The following is a 17,673-nucleotide window of genomic DNA, read 5'->3' as shown; positions in this document are numbered from 1 at the left end:
CCCCCTTCCGGGTGGGTTCCGGGCCGCTTCGGACAACTTTCGTAGGGGGTGACCGCAGCCGCTCGTCCGATGTGCGGGAGGGGTCGGTGACGGTTGACTCGATGTCATGATCACCGTCGAGAACCTGACCAAGCGCTACGGCAGCACCACGGCTGTCCAGGACGTGTCGTTCACCGTTCAGCCCGGCAGCATCACCGGCTTCCTCGGCCCGAACGGCGCCGGCAAGTCGACCACGCTGCGGATGCTCACCGGCCTGACGCCACCGACCTCCGGCACCGCGACCATCACCGGCAAGCGGTACGCCGACCTGCCGAACCCGGGCCGGGTCGTCGGAGTCATGCTGGACGCCGCCGCACAGCACCCGGGCCGGACCGGCCGCGAGACGCTGCTGCTGAACGCCAGCCTGCTCGGGGTGCCGAAGACCCGCGCCGACGAGATGCTCGAGGCGGTCGGCCTCAGCCACGCCGCGAAGCGCCGCGTCGGTCAGTACTCGCTCGGAATGCGGCAGCGACTCGGTATCGCGGCCGCGCTGCTCGGCGACCCCGCCGTACTGATCCTCGACGAGCCTGCGAACGGGATGGACCCGGAGGGCATCCGGTGGATGCGCGGGCTGCTGCAGGACTTCGCCGCCCGCGGCGGCACCGTTATCCTGTCCAGCCACCTGCTCGGTGAGGTCCAGGCGACCGTCGACCGCCTGGTCGTCATCGGCGGCGGCCGGATCGTCGCCAACGGCTCGCTGGACGAGCTGCTCGCCGGGACCGGCACGCTGGTCCGCGGCCTCGACCCGATCGGCCTGAACGAGGCCCTGACCGCGGCCGGCCTGAACCTCGAGCCGCTCTCCGACGGCTCGCTGCGCGTCGACGCCACCGCCGAGCAGGTCGGCCGGGCGGCCGCCGCTGCCGGTCAGATCCTGATCGAACTCCGCCAGAGCGACGGCGCCGGCCTGGAGGACCTGTTCTTCCAGCTGACCGCAGCGCCCGCCGCCGTGGCCGCCTGATCACACCTACTTCTCTTCAGGAGCTCATCGCTATGACCACCGTGACCGAAGACGTCCCGACCACCGCACCGGCCAAGCACCGGGCAGAGGTAGCCACCGCGCTCCCGCCCGCCCGCGGCCAGTCTTTTCTGAAACTAGTTGCAATCGAACTACGCAAATCCGTCAACACCCGGAGCGGCCGCGTCCTGATCGCCGCGATCCTGCTGGTCGCGCTGGCTGCGCTGGCCTGGCAGATCACCCACCTGCCGCAGGGAGCGGCCGGCTTCGACGGCTTCCTCGGCGCCGCATCCACCGGCGTCATGCTGCTGCTGCCGGTGATCGGCGTGATGGCGATGACGTCGGAGTGGACCCAGCGGACCGCGCTGACCACGTTCACGCTGTCGCCGCGCCGGGTCCGGGTGCAGCTGGCCAAGTTCGTCTCCGCCGTCGTACTGAGCGTGGTCGTGATGACCGGGGTCGTTGCGCTGGCGCTGGCCAGCACTGCGCTCGCCGGTGGAGTCACCGACCACGCTGCGTCGTACGCCGGACTGGGCGGGCAGCTCGCCGGGGCCTACCTGACTGTGGCCCTGAATGTCGTGATGGGTGCCGCGTTCGGTGCGGTCATCCCGCAGACCGCGGTCGCGATCCTGGCCTTCTTCATCGCGCCGACCGCATGGTCGCTGGCCGGGCCGGCGCTGTTCAAGGACAACGCGAACTACCTGGACGTGTTCGGCGCTCTCGGCCGGATCGCGGAGCGGGATCTGCACGGGATGGTGCCCGAGACACTGACCGCGGTCGGGGTGTGGATCGTGCTTCCGACCATCGTCGGACTGTGGGCTAGCTCACGTCGCGAGGTGAAGTAGCGGGGCCGGACGCGGTGGGGCGGGCCGGTTAGAGGGGATCGGCCCGCCCCATCGATGCTGTGATCGGACCTCTGGACGGGGGCGGTGCGTGTGTCGATCCCGCGCTCCGGGTATCCTTGAACCACGATTACTGACGACTGATCCGTGGGCGCCACGCAGCGTACCCGGTTGACTTGTGCGAGGGGGTCGACGCTATGGGGCGCGGCCGTGCAAAGGCCAAGCAGACGAAGGTCGCACGCGACCTGAAGTACCGCACCTGGGACACCGACTTGGACCAGCTCAAGCGTGAGCTGTCCGGTGACCAGGGTGGCGACCGTTCTGCAAACGGCGAGAACGACGGCGACGGAGACGACGCCGACGACTACCACCCCCGTCGGTAAGCAACATCAGCCCGGCTGAGCTGCTCAGGCGCCCTTCGGGGTGACTGAGCAGTTCACCGTGCGTCCGACGAGAACCCACACCAGCACCACCTGTAGCGGATCAGCGGTCGTAGCTGCCCGAGGCGTCGGACAGCTCGTTCCAGAGCCGCTCCCAGGTGGTGCTGGATGCAGGCCTACTTGGCGTATGCACCCTCGAGGGTGACGGTGCCGCCCGGTGTCGCGGTGACCTCACCGCACACCCAGGCGGGGATGTCGCGGGCGGCCAACGCCTGGATCGCCGCATCGGCGGCCGACGGGTCGAGTACTGCGACCATGCCGGCGCCCATGTTCAGCGTCTTCTCCAGCTCGGGCAGTGCGACATCGCCCAGCAGCCCGACGAGCCCGAAGATCGGCGCCGGCGTCCAGGTCGACCGGTCGATCCGGACCGACAGCTCGGCCGGGATGACCCGCGCCAGGTTCGCCGCGAAGCCGCCGCCGGTGATGTGCGACATCGCGTGCAGCGGGCGGTCCTCGCCGTCGTTCAGCTCCTGGATCAGCTCCAGGCAGTGCTTGGCGTACACGCGCGTCGGGGTGAGCAGCACGTCGCCCAGCGTCGTACCGAGCTCCGGCACCTCACGGTCAAGGGTCCACTTCGCCCGGTCGAAGAACACGTGCCGGACCAGGCTGTACCCGTTCGAGTGCAGTCCCGACGACGCCATCGCCAGTACGACGTCCCCCGCGCGCACGCGGTCAGCGCCGAGCAACTCGTCCGCCTCGACCACACCGGTCGCCGCGCCGGCCACGTCGTACTCGTCTGCTTTCAGCAGCCCCGGGTGCTCGGCCGTCTCGCCGCCGACCAGCGCCGTACCAGCCTCGACGCACGCCTCCGCGATGCCCTTCACGATCTGCGCGATCGTCTCCGGGACCACCTTGCCGGTGCAGATGTAGTCAGTCATGAACAGCGGCTCCGCGCCGCACACGACCAGGTCGTCGACGACCATCCCGACCAGGTCGAACCCGATCGTGTCGTGCTTGTCCAGCTTCTGCGCGATCGCGACCTTGGTCCCGATCCCGTCCGTCGACGTCGCCAGCAGCGGCCGGCGGTACGACGTCAGGGCGGTGGCGTCGAACAGGCCGGCGAATCCGCCGAGCCCACCTACCACCTCGGGGCGGGTTGCCTTCGCCACCCACTCCTTCATCAGCTCGACGGCCCGGTCACCGGCCTCGATGTCGACCCCAGCGGCGGCGTAGCTCGCCCCTTCGCTCACGTTTCTCTCCTCGATACGACAGCTGTCCGGCCGGTACGGCGTACTTCCGGCGTCACCCGCCCAGTCTGACGGACCGGCTGACACACCACGCCGACCGGTCCGGACGGGCTACGGCCGGCTGAGCGCGTCGGCCGCGCCGCCACCACCGGAGATCGTCGCCAACCCGTCCACGTCGGTCCGCGCCGGCTCCTCGAGCAGGTGCTTGCCGAGCTGCTCGGGCTCCGGCAGTGCGACCGGGTAGACGCCGTCGAAGCAGGCCCGGCAGAGCCGCTCCTTCGGGACCGTCGTCGCCTCGACCAAGTTGTCCAGGCTGATGTACCCGAGCGAGTCGGCGCCGAGCGAACGGCAGATCTCCTCGGTGTTCAGCCCGTTGGCGATCAGCTCCGCGCGGCTGGCGAAGTCGATGCCGTAGAAGCACGGCCACTTCACCGGCGGCGCGGTGATCCGGACGTGGATCTCCTTGGCGCCGGCCTCGCGCAGCATCCGGATGACGGCGCGCTGGGTGTTGCCGCGGACGATCGTGTCGTCGACGACGACCAGGCGCTTGCCCTCGATCACCTCGCGCAGCGGGTTCAGCTTGAGGCGGATGCCGAGCTGGCGGATCGTCTGGCTGGGCTGGATGAACGTGCGGCCGACGTACGCGTTCTTGACCAGGCCGGAACCGTACGGGATGCCGGACTCCTCGGCGTACCCGATCGCGCCCGGGGTGCCGGACTCGGGGGTCGCGATCACCAGGTCGGCGTCGGCCGGGTGCTCCTGGGCGAGCTTGCGGCCGATCTCGACGCGGGTCGAGTAGATCCGCTGGCCGGAGATCTGGGTGTCCGGGCGGGCCAGGTACACGAACTCGAAGAGGCAGCCCTTGGGGTCCGGCTCGGCGAACTTGGTCGAGCGCAGGCCGTCGGCGTCGATCGCGACGATCTCACCGGGCTCGACCTCGCGGATGAAGGAGGCGCCGACGATGTCGAGGGCGGCGGTCTCGCTGGCGACCACCCAGCCACGCTCGAGCCGGCCGAGGACCAGCGGGCGGATGCCCTGCGGGTCGCGGGCGGCGTACAGGGTGTTCTCGTCCATGAAGATCAGGCTGTACGCGCCCTTGACCTTCGGGAGGATCTTGGCCGCGGCCTCTTCGATGGTGAGGTCCGGGTAGCCGGCCAGCATCGAGGTGAGGATGTCGGTGTCGGACGACGCACCGTGCTTGGCGTTCGCCTTCGCGTGGTCGACGTCGGCGTCGAGACCGAGATCCAGGTCACCTTCGCCGTTCAGACTGGCGGCGAGCTCGCTGGTGTTGGTCAGGTTGCCGTTGTGGCCCAGCGCGATCGAACCGGTCGCCGTGGACCGGAACGTCGGCTGCGCGTTGGCCCACACACTGGAACCGGTGGTCGAGTACCGGCAGTGGCCGATCGCGATATGCCCGCGCAGCGAGGCAAGAGTCGCCTCGTCGAACGCCTGGCTGACCAGCCCCATGTCCTTGTAGACCAGAATCTGCGACCCATTACTGACCGCGATCCCCGCCGACTCCTGCCCCCGGTGCTGCAACGCGTACAGGCCGAAGTAGGTGAGCTTGGCAACCTCTTCCCCAGGCGCCCAAACCCCGAACACCCCACAAGCATCCTGCGGACCCAGATCCTGCGGGTCGAGTTCATGAGTAAGCCGACCATCGCCACGAGCCACCCCCACAGTCTACGGGACGCCGAAGCGCCCCATGACCGCACCGGCTACCAGCAGAGTCCTGCAGCGTTGCAGCTCGGCTCGCTGCCACCAGCCGCGGACGCCGGGAGGGCGGCGGCCGCTGCGACGAACAGAGCCGAACTGACTACGATCAGCAGCTTCTTGATCACACCTTGTCCTTTCGGAAATAATTCACAACCACTGTCGAGTGCTCTTTATTGACGCACTCTGTATATGGTCGGTTCCGACTAGCTCTGAAGGAGAAGGACGTGCTCGAGCCGCTGGGGGTGGACGAAGCCACCTTTGCGGTCTATCACGCCCTGCTCAACCACCCAGACAGTACGCCTGACCAGATTGCCGCGCTAGTTAATCTCTCGGCGACCGAGGTTGCGGAACTGATGGAGAAGCTTCGACACCTCGAGCTTCTCGTGCCTACTTGGACGAACCCCGATGGCGAACATGCCGTGCATCCCCGAGTGGGACTCACAGGCCTCGCAGAGCGGCGCCGCGCCGAGCTCGGCAGATTGATGAGCGAACTCAAGGATGCAGAGGCATCTGCCGAGGTCATTGCGGAGCAGTACAACGAGCTGCTCACCTCTCGGAGCAGCGGCGATGTCGAGGTGCTCAAGGGGCGCGCCAACGCGTCCCGCAGGATCGAGGAGCTCGGCCTCAAGGCTAGGGAGACGTTCTGGGGTCTGCTGCCCGCGCACGTCGATGAGGCTGTCCAACCGCTGGAACGCTCGCCAGATCTACCGCTGCTGGAGCGAGGACTCCGGATGCGGACGGTATATCTGCAAAGCATGACCACGTCGAAGCAGGCGATGGATTACGCAGCGATGATCCACCGCCTGGGCGGCGAGGTCAGGGCGACCCCGACGATCCCCATGCGCCTACTGATCTTCGACCAGGAGATCGCCGTCATGCCGATGGATCCGGCAAACCCGACCGCCGGCGCGGTGATCCACCGGAGTCCGGCAGTCGTGTCAGTTGCCTTGGCACTCTTCGACGCCTACTGGTCTCGGGCAAGTGACCTCTTCGACCCAGACGAGCGCGACAACGACGCCCCGCTCACCCCGCACGAGGCCGAGGTACTGCGCCTTCTCGCCGGCGGCGCCAAGGACGAGCAGGTTGCTCGCCTCCTGGGCATCTCCCTCCGTACCGCCCGGCGCATCACCGCCAACCTCTCCGAACGCCTCGACGCCGCCAGCCGCTTCGAGCTCGGGGTCGCTGCGGCGAAGCGCGGTTGGGTCTGACACTGGTGTTCGAAGCGCTTGGGCTGAGCGAGGAGAACTTCGCCGTCTACCACGCGCTACTCCGGCAGCCACAACTGATTCGGGTCGCACATCGGGACCAACTGGCGGCGGCGACCGGGCTGCCTGCCGAGCAGGTGGATGCACGGCTCACACAGCTTCGCGACCTGGGTTTGCTGGTAGCCCGCTTCAGCAGTCCGGACGAGGAATACCCGCTGCACCCCCAGGCTGGATTCGAGATCCTCGTCGCCCGTCGGCAGCAAGAACTCGATAACCTCACCAGCGAATTGAACGCCGACCGAGCGGCGGCGGGGAAATTCGTCGCCGACTACACCGAATTCATAGTCCAGCACAATGCAGCCGGCGTTGAAGTACTAGAGGGCGAACGCGCCTACCAGCGAATGCAGCATTTCTCCCCGGTGAAATCAATGTGGGGAATGTTCCCGCCCGCCGACCCGATGCCGAAACGCGATCCCGAAGAATCTGGCGACCAGAGGTTGCTGGACCGCGGAATCGACTCTCGATATCTCATCGTCGAGTCGCAGCTCAAGACCAGCGGAATGCGCGGGTTCATCGATTTCGTACACAAGTACGGTGGTCAGATTCGGGCCCTGCCGACGGTTCCGCTGAAGATGATCATCTTCGACGGCGAGGCGGCCGTCGTGGGGATCGACCCCGATCAGAACTCGGTCGGAGCGATGGTTCATCACAGCAAGGCGGTGCTGCGGATAGCCGTGGATCTGTTCGAGCGTTGCTGGGCGGATGCCCGCCCGGTAACGGATGGCACGGCGGACAAGCACGGCGAACCAACCGCTCAGGAGGCCGAGTTCCTGCGCCTGCTCGTGCGCGGCGCCACCGATGAGCAAGTTGCTCGGAAGCTTGGTGTGTCTATGCGGACCGTGCGGCGGATTGCCGCGAAGCTCAGTGAGCAAGTTGGGGCTTCGGGGCGGTTTGAACTGGGGGTTCGGGCGGCTCAGCGGGGGTGGGTGGATTAGCCCCAGTCCCAGGCTCGGGGTGGTGAGGGTGGGCAGGGCATAGTTGTCTCCTCTGGGGCGGAAGGGAGAGGGAAAAGGCGGGGCGCCTGGCTCGACCTCTCGGGTGGGAAAAGTGAAACAGAGGGGTGGAGCTGGGGGCAACGAGAGGGCTCGGCCGGGGTAGGTCGTTGACCGGGGGTGGCCATGGGGATGCGATCTACTTACCGGCCTGGACCGGCTGGGGGAATTTCGGGCAGGAAGGTGCCAGATGGTTGCGGGGAAAGGCGCGCCTGTGGTTTAGTACGCGCCTTTTCGCATGTACTCGTCAGACCGTCTTCAATGCCGCCAGCAGCTTCGTCAGCGAGTCCCGGGCGTCGCCGAACAACAGCGTGGTGCGCGGGTCGTAGAGGAGTTCGTTCTCGATGCCGGCGAAGCCGGGGCGCATCGAGCGTTTGAGGAAGATGACTCGTTGGGCCTCGTCCGCGTTCAGGATCGGCATGCCGTAGATGGGGGCCGACGGGGTATTGCGAGCCGCGGGGTTGACCACGTCGTTCGCGCCGACGACGAGTACGACGTCCGTCGTCTTGAAGTCGCCGTTGATGTCGTCCATCTCGCGGAGCTGGTCGTACGGGACCTGCGCCTCGGCGAGCAGCACGTTCATGTGACCGGGCATCCGGCCCGCGACCGGGTGGATCGCGTAGTCGACCTTCACGCCGCGGGACTGCAGCTCCTCGACCAGGTCACGCAGGGTGTGCTGCGCCTGCGCAACAGCAAGACCGTACCCGGGCACGATGATGACCTTGTTCGCGTACCCGAGCAGGATCGCCACGTCCTCCGGCCCGCCCGAGATCACCGGCCGCTCGGACGCCGTAGTGGCGCCCAGCGTCGATCCACCGCGGATCGCGCCGAAGAGGATGTTGAACACGGACCGCCCCATCGCGTCCGCCATCAGCTTGGTCAGCAACGTACCGGCGGCGCCGACGAGCGTGCCCGCGATCAGCAGCAGCGTGTTGCCCAGCACGTAACCGCTCGCGGCCACCGTCAGACCGGTGAATGCGTTCAGCAACGAGATGACGATCGGTACGTCGGCACCGCCCACCGGCAGCACCAGCATCACGCCGATCGCGAGACCCACGAGGCAGAGCAGTACGCCGACCCACACGCGCGGGTCCGACACGAGCCACACGCTCAGCGCGACCCCGCCCAGGATCGACGCGATGAACAGCACCGGCAGCCCCGGGAACGTCACCGGCCGGGTCGTCATCAGCTCCTGCAGCTTGGTGAAGGTGACCACCGATCCGGAGAAGCTCACCGCCCCGACCAGGATCGTGAACGCCGAAGCGATCGCCGCCACAGTCGCGTCGGAGGAGACCTCGTCGAGCTCGAGCAGTGCGACCAAAGCAGCCGCGCCGCCGCCGACACCGTTGAACAAGGCAACGAGCTGCGGTATCTGGGTCATCTGCACCCGGCGCGAACCGACCACACCGCCGATCGTGCCGATGATCAGCGCGATCAGGATCGGCGCCAGGTGGTTCGGCTTGTACGCCGCGAACGTGATGATCACCGCGAGCACCGCACCCGCGGCGCCGATCAGGTTGCCGGTCCGGGCGCTGCGCGGCGACGAGAGTGCCTTCAGCGCGACGATGAAGCAGACCGCGGAGACCAGATACCCGATCTGGGCCCAGGTGGGGATCACTTGTGCAGCTCCTTCTTACGAGCCCCCGGACCTTTGAACATCTCCAGCATCCGGTCCGTGACCACGAACCCGCCGACCATGTTCACGGTCGCGAGTACGACGGCCAGCAGCCCGACGATCACCACGATCACGGAGTCGGCCGCACCGGTGACGATGATGGCGCCGACCAGGATCACGCCGTGGATCGCGTTCGCACCGGACATCAACGGGGTATGCAGCGTCGAGGAGACCTTGCTGATCACCTCGACCCCGACGAACGCCGCCAGCACGAAGATCGTGAGGAGTGCGATGGACTCGGTCACTGGGGATGTCCTTCCAAAAGCTGGCGCGTTGGCTCGTGGAGCACGCTGCCGTCATGGGTGACGCAGCAGCCGCGGACGATCTCGTCGTCGAAGTCGGGGTCGAAGGCGGCGTTCCGGGTCATCAGGCGGATCAGGTTCGCGATGTTCTGCCCGTACAGCCGTGATGCCGGCCCGGCCATCTGCGACGGTACGTTGGCGCCGCCCCAGACGAGCGCCTCGCCGATCGTCAGCTCGGTCCCAGCGACGGATCCCTCGACGTTGCCGCCCTGCTCGGAGGCCAGATCGACCACGACCGATCCCGGCTTCATCTGCTCGACCATCGAGCGCGTCACCAGCATCGGCGCAGTCCGGCCCGGTACGGCGGCTGTGGTGATGAGCGCATCCGCAGCAGCGATGTACGGCGTGAGCAGTTCGCGCTGGAGCTGTGCGCGTTCCGGGGTCATCTCGCGGGCGTATCCACCCGGTCCGTCGAGCGTGCCCAGTTCGAGCTCGATCGGTACGGCGCCCATCGACGCGATCTCCTCGGCGGCAGCAGTACGGACGTCGTACGCCTTGACCACCGCGCCGAGGCGCTTGGCGGTGGCGATCGCCTGCAGACCGGCGACACCGGCTCCGAGTACGACGACCTGTGCCGGCGGGACTGTGCCGGCCGCGGTCATGTTCAGCGGGAAGAACCGCGGGAGCCGTTCCGCCGCAACGATCGCGGCCCGGTATCCGGCGACCAGCGCCTGGGAGGACAGTGCGTCCATCGACTGGGCCCGGGAGATCCGCGGGATCAGCTCCATCGCGAACGCGGTCAGCTTGGCCCGCGTGGCGGTACGGACCACATCCGGCGGGTTGGTCGGCAGGAACGACATCAGCGCCGTACCGGCGTGCAACCGCTGCAGACGCTCGCGTTCCAGGGGCTGGACCGATGCCACGATCGTCGCCGCATGGTCGGCGCCCCAGGCCACTTCGGCGCCGGCGTCGCGGTACTGGTCGTCGGAGAACAGCGCGCGTTCACCGGCGGCCGGCTCGACCGCGACCTCGTAGCCGAGCTCGATCAGTTTCGCGACTTGTTCCGGCACCAGCGCGACCCGGCGCTCCGCCGGTCTCGTCTCCCGTACGACTGCGATCTTCACTCGCCGAAACCTATGCCAAACACTGGGTCGCCGGAAAGCCCGGTCATGCCTGGTTGGCCAGGTTCTGAAGGAGAAGTGCTTCGGCCAGGCAGACCTTGGTGAACTCGGCGAGGTGCAGGCCCTCGTCGATTCCGTGGGCGCGGGTGTCCGGATCCTCGACGCCGGTGACCAGGATCGTTGCCTCCGGGAACGTCTGCTGGAACTCCGCGATGAACGGGATCGAGCCGCCCATCCCCATGTCGATCGGGTCGACACCCCAGGCAGTCTTGAAGGCCTCCCGGGCCGCTTCGTACCCGGCGCCGCGCGCGTTCACGCTGCACGGCTGGCCGTTCTGGCCCTCGGTCACGGTGACCTGCGCGCCCCAGGGCGCGTGGTTCTCCAAGTGTTCACGCAATGCTGCACTGGCCTTGATCGCGTCGTCGCCGGGCGCGACCCGCAGACTCACCTTGGCCCGCGCGACCGGCACCAGCGTGTTGCTGGCCTCCGCGACCGACGGCGCGTCGATCCCGACCACTGCAACGGCCGGTCGCGTCCACAGCCGATCCACCAGCGAACCCGAGCCGGTCAACCGAACCGAATCGAGCACAGACGACTCGGCCCGCAGCCGGTCCTCCGGGTACACCACGTCCGCTGCCCGCGAAGCGTGCAGCCCGTCGACCGCGACATCGCCCTTGTCGTCATGCAAGGTCGCAAGCAACCGGCACAGCGCCGACAGCGCATCCGGGATCGGCCCGCCGAAAAGACCTGAATGTACGGCGTGATCGAGCGTCCGCACCTCGACGTACGCCTCGACCAGGCCGCGCAGCGAGACGGTCAGGGCCGGCGTACCGACCTCCCAGTTGCCGGAGTCGGCGATCACGATCGCGTCGGCGGCGAGGTCCTCGGAGTACTCGTCGAGCAGCAGCAGCAGGGTCGGCGAGCCGATCTCCTCCTCGCCCTCGACGAAAACCGTCACGCCCACCGGCAGATCGTTGCCGAAGGCCCGTACGGCGGCGAGGTGCGCGGCGATCCCGGCCTTGTCGTCGGCGGCGCCCCGCCCGTACAGCCGGTCGTCGCGCTCGGTCGGCTCGAACGGGTCCGAGGTCCACTGCTCGACCGGCCCGGTCGGCTGGACGTCGTGGTGCGCGTACAGCAACACGGTCGGCTTCCCGGCCGGCGCCGGCTTCTTCGCGATCACCGCGGGCGCACCGTCGCCGGCGCGGACGATCTTCACCGTGAAGCCTTCGGCCTCGAACAGCGCGCCGGTCGCTTCGGCGGACCGCTGGACGTCGGCCGCGCGGGCCGGTTCGTAGCTGACCGACGGGATCCGGATGAGGTCCTCGAGGTCGGCACGGACGCTGGGCAGAACGCGGTCGATCGCCGCGGACAGATCGGTCATGCGACAACCGTACGGCGTCCGTTTGCCGATCCGACGCCCGGTGAGCCCTCGATTGTTACTCATTGGCGATCTACTCTGAAATTCTCGTAGGTTTCCGCCCAACCTCCAGAGGTCACCATGCGCATTCTCGCCATCTCGACCGCCGTCCTCACCACAGCCGCCGCCCTCACCACGGCCCTGCCGGGGTACGCCGCGATCAGCTGCGACACCGCCACCACCGGCGGCTCCACGTTCTACGACGGGCCGTCCGCGTCCAAGAAGTACGACGCCCGGTTCAGCAACAGCGCGAGCATCCCGAACCTCAGCACGTACACCCCGCAAGGCGCGGGCACTTGGTACAACTGGGACGGCTCCGGCAAGAACCTGCTCCTCGTCGCGGCGTACCGCGAAGGCGCCGACTCCGAGATCTACGGCATCGACCCGTCCACCGGCTCCACGGTCGGCGTGGTCGCGATCGCCGAGTCACACGTCGGCGGGATCGCCGTGAGCAAGGGCTGGGCGTTCGTCGCCGGCCAGGGCAGCAGCATCCGCAAGTACCGGCTGACCGACCTGCGCGACGCGCTGAAGGCGGCGGGTACGCCGTACCTCGCACAGGTCGGTACTGCGCGCGACGTCGCCGGATCGTCCTTCATCGGGACCTACGGGGACTCGCTGTTCGCCGGGACGTTCAACGACACCGGCCGCGGGACCATGTACGAGTACAAGATCGCCGACGACGGCACGCTGACCACTCAGGCCGGTGCGTGGGAGATCCCGACCAAGACCCAGGGTCTGACCGTCACGGCGAACCACTTCATCTACAGCACGTCGTACGGACGTGGGAACCGCAGCAACATCTACGTGGTGAAGCGCGGCCAGAAGGACCTCGACGCGCCCGCACTGAGCTGCTTCCGCGCCCCGAGCATGACCGAGGGCATCACGGAGTACAACGGAACCGCGTACCTGGTCTACGAGTCCGGCTCATACCTGTACGCGTCGGACCCGGCCACGCTGAACGTCATCCCCCGCATGCACAAGGCGTCGATCTCGTCGCTGACGTCGCTGGTGCCTTAAGGCTGGTACGCCGCCGAGTCGAGCACGCTGGTCCGGGTCTTGTCGTCGGATGCCCGCACCTGGATCCGGAGCAGCGTGCTGTCGTTCACCTTCCGATACTGCTCGACCACCGCGGGATTCGAGTCGCAGGTGTAATTGAAGGTAACCGTCGTCTGACCGGTGTTCGTCGTGCCCGCAGTGCATCCGGCCGGCGCGGTGCCAACCGTCGGCAGGCTGCTCGCAGGCACCAGTCCGACGAACACGCCCTCGATCTTCGGGTCGTTCTGCCACGCCGCCGTGTTCGTGCTGACCACGAGCGCTTGGGTGGAGTCGACGGCCTTCTGCTTCCACGCGCGCGGGACTTCCACCGATAGCGGTTTGTCGTCCACCTTGATCGGGCGGGTCAGAACGTACTCGTACCCGCCGTACCCACCAGCTGCTGCGAGGACCAGCGCCACGAGCGTAGTGATCACCACAGCCCGCCGGCGCCGCTTGGGCTTTACCGGGACAGTCGGTTCGTTGGAGCTGGCCAGTGCGGTCGCCTGGTCGACCGGTGCGGCTGCGGGCGCCGGTGCGGGCATCTCCGCCGCCGGAACCAACCCAGCCGGCACCTTGCCCGTCGTGTGCGCCTCACGAAGTGCGTTAAGGAAGCTGTCGAGGTCAGGCCAGCGCTGATCGCGGTCCGGTTCCAGAGCACGCCGTACGACGACATCGATCGCGTCCGGCACGTCCTCGCGCAGCGTGGTCATCGACGGCGGCGGGGCGTCGATCTGCATCACCGCACCGAGGCTGGCGACACCGTGCGGCGCCTGTCCGGTGAAGGCGGCGTACGCAACCGCACCAAGTGAGTAGAGGTCGGCACGGTGGTCCAGCCGGTCGCCCATGACCTGTTCCGGAGCGACGTACGCCGGAGTGCCGCCCGGCATCGTGATCCGCGACACCTCGGCCAGCGACTTGCCCAGACCGAGGTCGGACAGCATCGCGCGGTCACCGGCAGCAGAGTCGGTGCGGAAGAGCACGTTGGCCGGCTTCACATCCCGGTGCAGTACGCCGCGCGCGTGCAGGTGCTTCAGGCCGCGGCCGACCTGCGTGATGATCCGGACCGCCTCGCCGAACTCGAGCGGGCCGGCCTTGATCCGCTCCGCGAGCGTCCCACCGTCGGCGTACGTGAGGACCATGAACGGCCGCCCGTCATCGGCCTCGCCGATGTCGTGTACGCCGACGACGTACAGCGAATCGACCTTGCGCAGGAACCGGCCCTCAGCCAAGAACCGACGGCGGACGTCCTCGTCCTCGACCCAGTTCTCGGACAGGATCTTGACCGCGACCTCGGCGTCCAATTGCTCGTCCCGGGCCAGCCAAACGGTCGCGAAACCTCCGGCACCCACCCGGCGGACCAGGGAGTACCGGCCGATCCGGGGTGGCTGGTCCATGGCGCAATTATGCTCGATCCCTCCTGCGACCCGTTCGCTGGAGTGAACAAAGCGGTGTTTCCCGACGTCACATCTCCCGACAGCGGGCCCTGAGGCCCGCTCGGCCGTGGTCCGCCGCACGGTCCGGATCAACCGTGCCAAGACCATGTTCGATAGGAGATCGCCGATGCGAGTGCAGAACGGCCGCCTGGTCGCCCTCGTCGCAGCCGTCGCCGTAGCCGCCATCGCGGGCGGCGGCGCCCTCGCCTACCGCCAGGGCCCGGAGACAGCAGCGGCCGAGGCCGCCCCGCTCTCCACCTCCCCGTCTCCCGTCACCAGCAAGCCCGTGACGTCCAAGCCGACGCCGTCCACTTCACCGACGCCGACCAGCACCCCGTCGTCGACCGGACCGTTGAAGACCAAGATCGTGCTCGCCAAGCTCCCTACCGGTCGCGCGCCGCAGATCGCGTACCTGACCGGCCGGACGATCCGCGGCGGCGCCGGCGGTGACATCAAGGTCCCGGGCACCGCCGAGATCCAGGAGGTCGCCCGGCTCGGCTCCTCGGGACTCGCCGTCGTCACCAAGGGCTACGGCACCGAGATGCTGACCATCGACACCGACGGCAAGGTCATCGCCCGGACCCCCGACATCACCCAGATCGTCACCACCGACGACGGCAACGGCGCGGCGTACGTCGGCTCGCGCCTGATGGACACCGGCGAAGAGACCGGCGTGACGACGTTCTACGCCGAGCAGGCCCAGGGCCAGACAGAGGTCCAGAAGGTCACCATGCCGAACATCTGGAACGCAGCACTGCTGGGCTACCTCAACGGCAAGGTCTACTTCGACGCGTCGAAGACCCAGGACGGGACCTCGACCCTGTACGAGTGGACGCCCGCTCAGTCGAAGGTGATAACGATCGACGCGGTCCCGAGCGCTATGGCGGTGTCCAGCATTGGTACGGCGGGTTCGCTGACCACGCTGGCCGACCAGAACAGCTGCAGCAGCCTCCTGACGGTGCCGGCAGGCAAACGGCTCTGGCGCACCTGTGACTACCAGATCGTCGGCTTCACCCCGGACGGCGCGACTGCGATCGCCGGTCCGATCTACCAGGACGGGTACGGCAACGGCATTGCCGCTGTTCTGGACGCGAAGAAGGGCACACTGCTGCACGAGTGGTCCGGGGTGTTCCGGCAGTGGGTCCCCGAAGACGACGAGCACCTGCTGCTCCTCGCCGATACCGGCCAGGAGACAGCTGCCTCGATCATCCGCTGCACGGTGTCGACCGGCGCCTGCGAACTCGCCACGCCGCTCGCCAAGGGCGCACTACTGATCGGGGACTGAGTTGACGACTCCGCCGAAGCGACAGCTGAACGGTCGCCTCATCGCTGTCGTAGCGGCCACCGCAGTCGCTGCTGTTGCTATCGGTGGAGCCCTCGCGTACCGCCAGGGCCCCGAGTCAGCCTCCTCGACCCTCGCCGCGCCGCTGGGTGGCACCCCGAGCCCCACACCGGCTCCGACGCCGTCAACCACGCCATCGCCGACCCCGATGCTCACCTCGACTCCGGTCGTGGTGCCCACCCAGACCCCGAAGCCGAAGCTGTCGCTGACGCCCAAGTCGACGACTCCTGAGGCTCCCTCCGGCCCGGTCGCTCTCGAGGCGGCCAAGTTGACGCAGGGCCGGGATCCGCAGCTGGCGTATCGCTTCGATCGCACAGTGCTGGGCGCCGGCAAGGAGCTGAAGGTCCCGAGCAACGGGAGCCTGATGGAGGTCGCCCGCCTGGGCAGCAGCGTGCTCGCAACGACCTCCGGCGGCGACCTGCTCAAGGTCGGCTCCAGCGGCGCAGTGGTCAGCCGCACGCCGCATGTCATGACCCTCGCCGGGACAGCCGACCAGTCGGCCGTTGCGTACGCGACCACCCCACCCGTGGTCGTCGGACAGCAGACGTACGGCGCGACGCTCTACGCTGACAACGGCTCCTCGGTGAAGTCGCTGGATCTCCCCGACGTGCAGAGCATCTACGTGCTCGCATATACGAAGGAAACGATCTACTACAAGGCTTCTGTCAAGGGCGCTGAGACAACCCTCAAGCTCTACTCATGGACGCCGGGTGCCGCCAAGGCCACTCCGGTCAAGACGGTCACCGGCGACGCGATGGCCGTCTCGCAGGACGGCCGTCTGGCGTCCGCACTGCCCGCGAACAACACCGGTGACGGCTGCTCGACAGTCGTCGAGATCGCGACCGGCAAGAAGCGGTTCAAGACCTGCGACTACCGAGTCACCGGATTCACCCCCGACGGCTCGGTCGCGATCGCGACACCGGCGTACGGCGACAGCTACTGCAGCAACATCATCACCGCGCTGGACTCGCGCACCGGGGACGTCAAGCGCCAGTGGAGCGGCTGTTTCTACGAGGCCACCGCCGAGGACGAGCAGAACCTGCTGATGGTCGCGGTCGTGGCCGGCGGCGGTCAGGACCCGAACACGAAGAGCACGGTCGTGCGCTGTTCCCTCGACACCGCCACGTGCGAACGCGCTACCGGGATCGTCGCCGCCAAGCAGATCGACTTCGCACGCTGATCTGCTCTGAGCAGATGTCCCTTTGCAGCAAGGGTTTTCGCGGCAGACTGCGGGTATGACGACGGTTGCCGTACTGGCTGACATTCACGGGGTGCTGCCTGCGCTGGAGGCGGTTCTGGCCGAGGCTCAGGACGTTGATGTGATCGTGCTGGCCGGGGACATCGCCAGTGGGCCGCAGCCGGTGGAGACGCTGGATGTCCTGACGGCGTTGGGCGATCGGGCCGTCTGGGTGCGCGGCAACGCGGACCGGGAGCTGGTGGAGATGGCCCGCGGGACGTACGACGCCGAGCCGCCGGATGCGGTGAGTCCGTGGGCCGCGGAGCAGCTGCGGCCGGACCAGGTCGAGCTGCTGGCCGGGCTGCCGACCACGGTGACGATCGGGGACGTGCTGTACTGCCACGCCACTCCACGCGACGACGAGGAGATGGTGCTGGTCGACAGTCCGATCTCGCGGTGGTCCACGGTGTTCAACGGGCTGCCGGCTGACGTCCGGACGGTGGTGTGCGGTCACACCCACATGCCGTTCGCCCGGCAGGTCGATCGGCGTCTGGTAGTCAACGCGGGCAGCGTCGGCATGCCGTACGGCGCACCGGGTCCGGGCTGGGCGCTCCTGACCGAAGACGGCGTACAGCTGCGTCGGTCCGCGATGGACGCTGCCGCGGCGGCGGAGCGGATCGTGCGTGAGTCGGCGTACCCAGGCCGGGAGGCGTGGGTTGCGGAGTACCTGCTGAGCACGTACTCCGACACGGAGGCGCTGGAGGCGTTCAGGCCGCGTGCGGAGGGCTGAGCGGT

The 17,673-nt window shown here is 67.9% G+C and carries 17 protein-coding genes; 9 read left to right on the top strand and 8 right to left on the bottom strand.

The window, feature by feature from the left end:
- The first annotated feature begins 106 nt into the window (after positions 1 to 106).
- The 3 genes from ACFWUU_RS31370 (at position 107) to ACFWUU_RS31360 (ending at position 2,219) form a co-directional block, all read left to right on the top strand.
- Complete coding sequence (locus ACFWUU_RS31370) at positions 107 to 997, top strand: ABC transporter ATP-binding protein (RefSeq protein WP_380180865.1); 891 nt, start codon at positions 107 to 109, stop codon at positions 995 to 997.
- A gap of 32 nt (positions 998 to 1,029) precedes the next feature.
- Positions 1,030 to 1,839, top strand: coding sequence for an ABC transporter permease (locus tag ACFWUU_RS31365; RefSeq protein ID WP_137252243.1), 810 nt, complete (start codon positions 1,030 to 1,032; stop codon positions 1,837 to 1,839).
- A 194-nt stretch (positions 1,840 to 2,033) separates the two neighbouring features.
- Positions 2,034 to 2,219, top strand: a complete 186-nt coding sequence (locus tag ACFWUU_RS31360) for a DUF3073 domain-containing protein (protein ID WP_130387089.1) — start codon at positions 2,034 to 2,036, stop codon at positions 2,217 to 2,219.
- A gap of 173 nt (positions 2,220 to 2,392) precedes the next feature.
- Here ACFWUU_RS31360 and purM read toward each other — a convergent pair whose 3' ends face one another.
- From purM to ACFWUU_RS31345, 3 genes are all read right to left on the bottom strand, one after another.
- Positions 2,393 to 3,466, bottom strand: a complete 1,074-nt coding sequence (gene purM, locus ACFWUU_RS31355; protein ID WP_380180863.1) for a phosphoribosylformylglycinamidine cyclo-ligase — start codon at positions 3,464 to 3,466, stop codon at positions 2,393 to 2,395.
- Positions 3,467 to 3,574: 108 nt separating this feature from the next.
- Positions 3,575 to 5,137, bottom strand: a complete 1,563-nt coding sequence (gene purF, locus ACFWUU_RS31350) for an amidophosphoribosyltransferase (RefSeq protein WP_137252240.1) — start codon at positions 5,135 to 5,137, stop codon at positions 3,575 to 3,577.
- Between the two features lie 44 nt (positions 5,138 to 5,181).
- Entirely contained in the window at positions 5,182 to 5,304 is a 123-nt protein-coding gene (locus ACFWUU_RS31345; RefSeq protein WP_267901731.1) for a hypothetical protein, read from the bottom strand.
- A gap of 99 nt (positions 5,305 to 5,403) precedes the next feature.
- Between ACFWUU_RS31345 and ACFWUU_RS31340 the strand changes: the two genes are divergently transcribed.
- Together ACFWUU_RS31340 and ACFWUU_RS31335 are read left to right on the top strand one after the other, a co-directional pair.
- Positions 5,404 to 6,387 (top strand): LuxR family transcriptional regulator, encoded by a 984-nt coding sequence (locus ACFWUU_RS31340; RefSeq protein WP_233714458.1) that lies wholly within the window; start codon positions 5,404 to 5,406, stop codon positions 6,385 to 6,387.
- A complete protein-coding gene (locus tag ACFWUU_RS31335) occupies positions 6,378 to 7,379 on the top strand; it encodes a helix-turn-helix domain-containing protein (protein WP_380180861.1) in 1,002 nt (333 codons plus the stop codon). The genes ACFWUU_RS31340 and ACFWUU_RS31335 overlap by 10 nt, the downstream gene beginning before the upstream one ends.
- A 304-nt stretch (positions 7,380 to 7,683) precedes the next feature.
- Here the strand turns inward: ACFWUU_RS31335 and ACFWUU_RS31330 are convergent, their stop codons facing one another.
- From ACFWUU_RS31330 to ACFWUU_RS31315, 4 genes are read right to left on the bottom strand one after another with little or no spacing between them, the layout of a single operon-like run.
- A complete protein-coding gene (locus ACFWUU_RS31330) occupies positions 7,684 to 9,054 on the bottom strand; it encodes an NAD(P)(+) transhydrogenase (Re/Si-specific) subunit beta (RefSeq protein WP_380180859.1) in 1,371 nt (456 codons plus the stop codon).
- A complete protein-coding gene (locus ACFWUU_RS31325) occupies positions 9,051 to 9,356 on the bottom strand; it encodes an NAD(P) transhydrogenase subunit alpha (RefSeq protein WP_130387084.1) in 306 nt (101 codons plus the stop codon). Before ACFWUU_RS31325 ends, ACFWUU_RS31330 begins: the two co-directional genes overlap by 4 nt.
- Positions 9,353 to 10,477: an NAD(P) transhydrogenase subunit alpha gene (locus tag ACFWUU_RS31320; protein ID WP_380180857.1), complete on the bottom strand. Its 1,125-nt coding sequence runs from the start codon at positions 10,475 to 10,477 to the stop codon at positions 9,353 to 9,355. The genes ACFWUU_RS31325 and ACFWUU_RS31320 overlap by 4 nt, the downstream gene beginning before the upstream one ends.
- 43 nt (positions 10,478 to 10,520) lie before the next feature.
- A complete protein-coding gene (locus ACFWUU_RS31315) occupies positions 10,521 to 11,855 on the bottom strand; it encodes a dipeptidase (RefSeq protein ID WP_380180855.1) in 1,335 nt (444 codons plus the stop codon).
- 117 nt (positions 11,856 to 11,972) lie between these two features.
- Here ACFWUU_RS31315 and ACFWUU_RS31310 point away from each other — a divergent pair, with 117 nt between their 5' ends.
- On the top strand, positions 11,973 to 12,908 hold the full coding sequence (locus tag ACFWUU_RS31310) for a hypothetical protein (RefSeq protein ID WP_380180853.1): 936 nt from the start codon (positions 11,973 to 11,975) through the stop codon (positions 12,906 to 12,908).
- Here the strand turns inward: ACFWUU_RS31310 and ACFWUU_RS31305 are convergent.
- Complete coding sequence (locus ACFWUU_RS31305) at positions 12,905 to 14,320, bottom strand: serine/threonine-protein kinase (protein WP_137252234.1); 1,416 nt, start codon at positions 14,318 to 14,320, stop codon at positions 12,905 to 12,907. The two genes, ACFWUU_RS31310 and ACFWUU_RS31305, sit on opposite strands and share 4 nt — an antisense overlap.
- Before the next feature lie 166 nt (positions 14,321 to 14,486).
- On the opposite strand from ACFWUU_RS31305, the gene ACFWUU_RS31300 reads away from it, so the two are divergent.
- Genes ACFWUU_RS31300 through ACFWUU_RS31290 form a run of 3 tightly spaced genes read left to right on the top strand, consistent with a single transcriptional unit; the run spans position 14,487 to position 17,668 of the window.
- Entirely contained in the window at positions 14,487 to 15,644 is a 1,158-nt protein-coding gene (locus ACFWUU_RS31300; RefSeq protein ID WP_380180851.1) for a hypothetical protein, read from the top strand.
- Position 15,645: 1 nt separating this feature from the next.
- Complete coding sequence (locus ACFWUU_RS31295; RefSeq protein WP_380180849.1) at positions 15,646 to 16,881, top strand: hypothetical protein; 1,236 nt, start codon at positions 15,646 to 15,648, stop codon at positions 16,879 to 16,881.
- A 55-nt stretch (positions 16,882 to 16,936) separates the two neighbouring features.
- Positions 16,937 to 17,668, top strand: coding sequence for a metallophosphoesterase family protein (locus tag ACFWUU_RS31290; protein WP_380180847.1), 732 nt, complete (start codon positions 16,937 to 16,939; stop codon positions 17,666 to 17,668).
- The last annotated feature ends 5 nt before the right edge of the window (positions 17,669 to 17,673 follow it).

Source organism: Kribbella sp. NPDC058693 (assembly GCF_042715335.1).
In the GTDB taxonomy this organism is placed as follows: Bacteria; Actinomycetota; Actinomycetes; order Propionibacteriales; family Kribbellaceae; genus Kribbella; species Kribbella jiaozuonensis.
The sequence above is the reverse complement of the archived record's forward strand: the minus strand, read 5'-3'. Positions and strand labels throughout refer to the sequence as shown.

Excerpts from the sequence above, each read along its gene's own strand:
- ACFWUU_RS31370 (WP_380180865.1), top strand. The coding sequence starts at position 107 with ATGATCACCGTCGAGAACCTGACCAAGCGCTACGGCAGCACCACGGCT.
- ACFWUU_RS31365 (WP_137252243.1), top strand. The coding sequence starts at position 1,030 with ATGACCACCGTGACCGAAGACGTCCCGACCACCGCACCGGCCAAGCAC.
- ACFWUU_RS31360 (WP_130387089.1), top strand. The coding sequence starts at position 2,034 with ATGGGGCGCGGCCGTGCAAAGGCCAAGCAGACGAAGGTCGCACGCGAC.
- ACFWUU_RS31315 (WP_380180855.1), bottom strand. The coding sequence starts at position 11,855 with ATGACCGATCTGTCCGCGGCGATCGACCGCGTTCTGCCCAGCGTCCGT.
- ACFWUU_RS31310 (WP_380180853.1), top strand. The coding sequence starts at position 11,973 with ATGCGCATTCTCGCCATCTCGACCGCCGTCCTCACCACAGCCGCCGCC.
- ACFWUU_RS31305 (WP_137252234.1), bottom strand. The coding sequence starts at position 14,320 with ATGGACCAGCCACCCCGGATCGGCCGGTACTCCCTGGTCCGCCGGGTG.
- ACFWUU_RS31300 (WP_380180851.1), top strand. The coding sequence starts at position 14,487 with ATGCGAGTGCAGAACGGCCGCCTGGTCGCCCTCGTCGCAGCCGTCGCC.
- ACFWUU_RS31290 (WP_380180847.1), top strand. The coding sequence starts at position 16,937 with ATGACGACGGTTGCCGTACTGGCTGACATTCACGGGGTGCTGCCTGCG.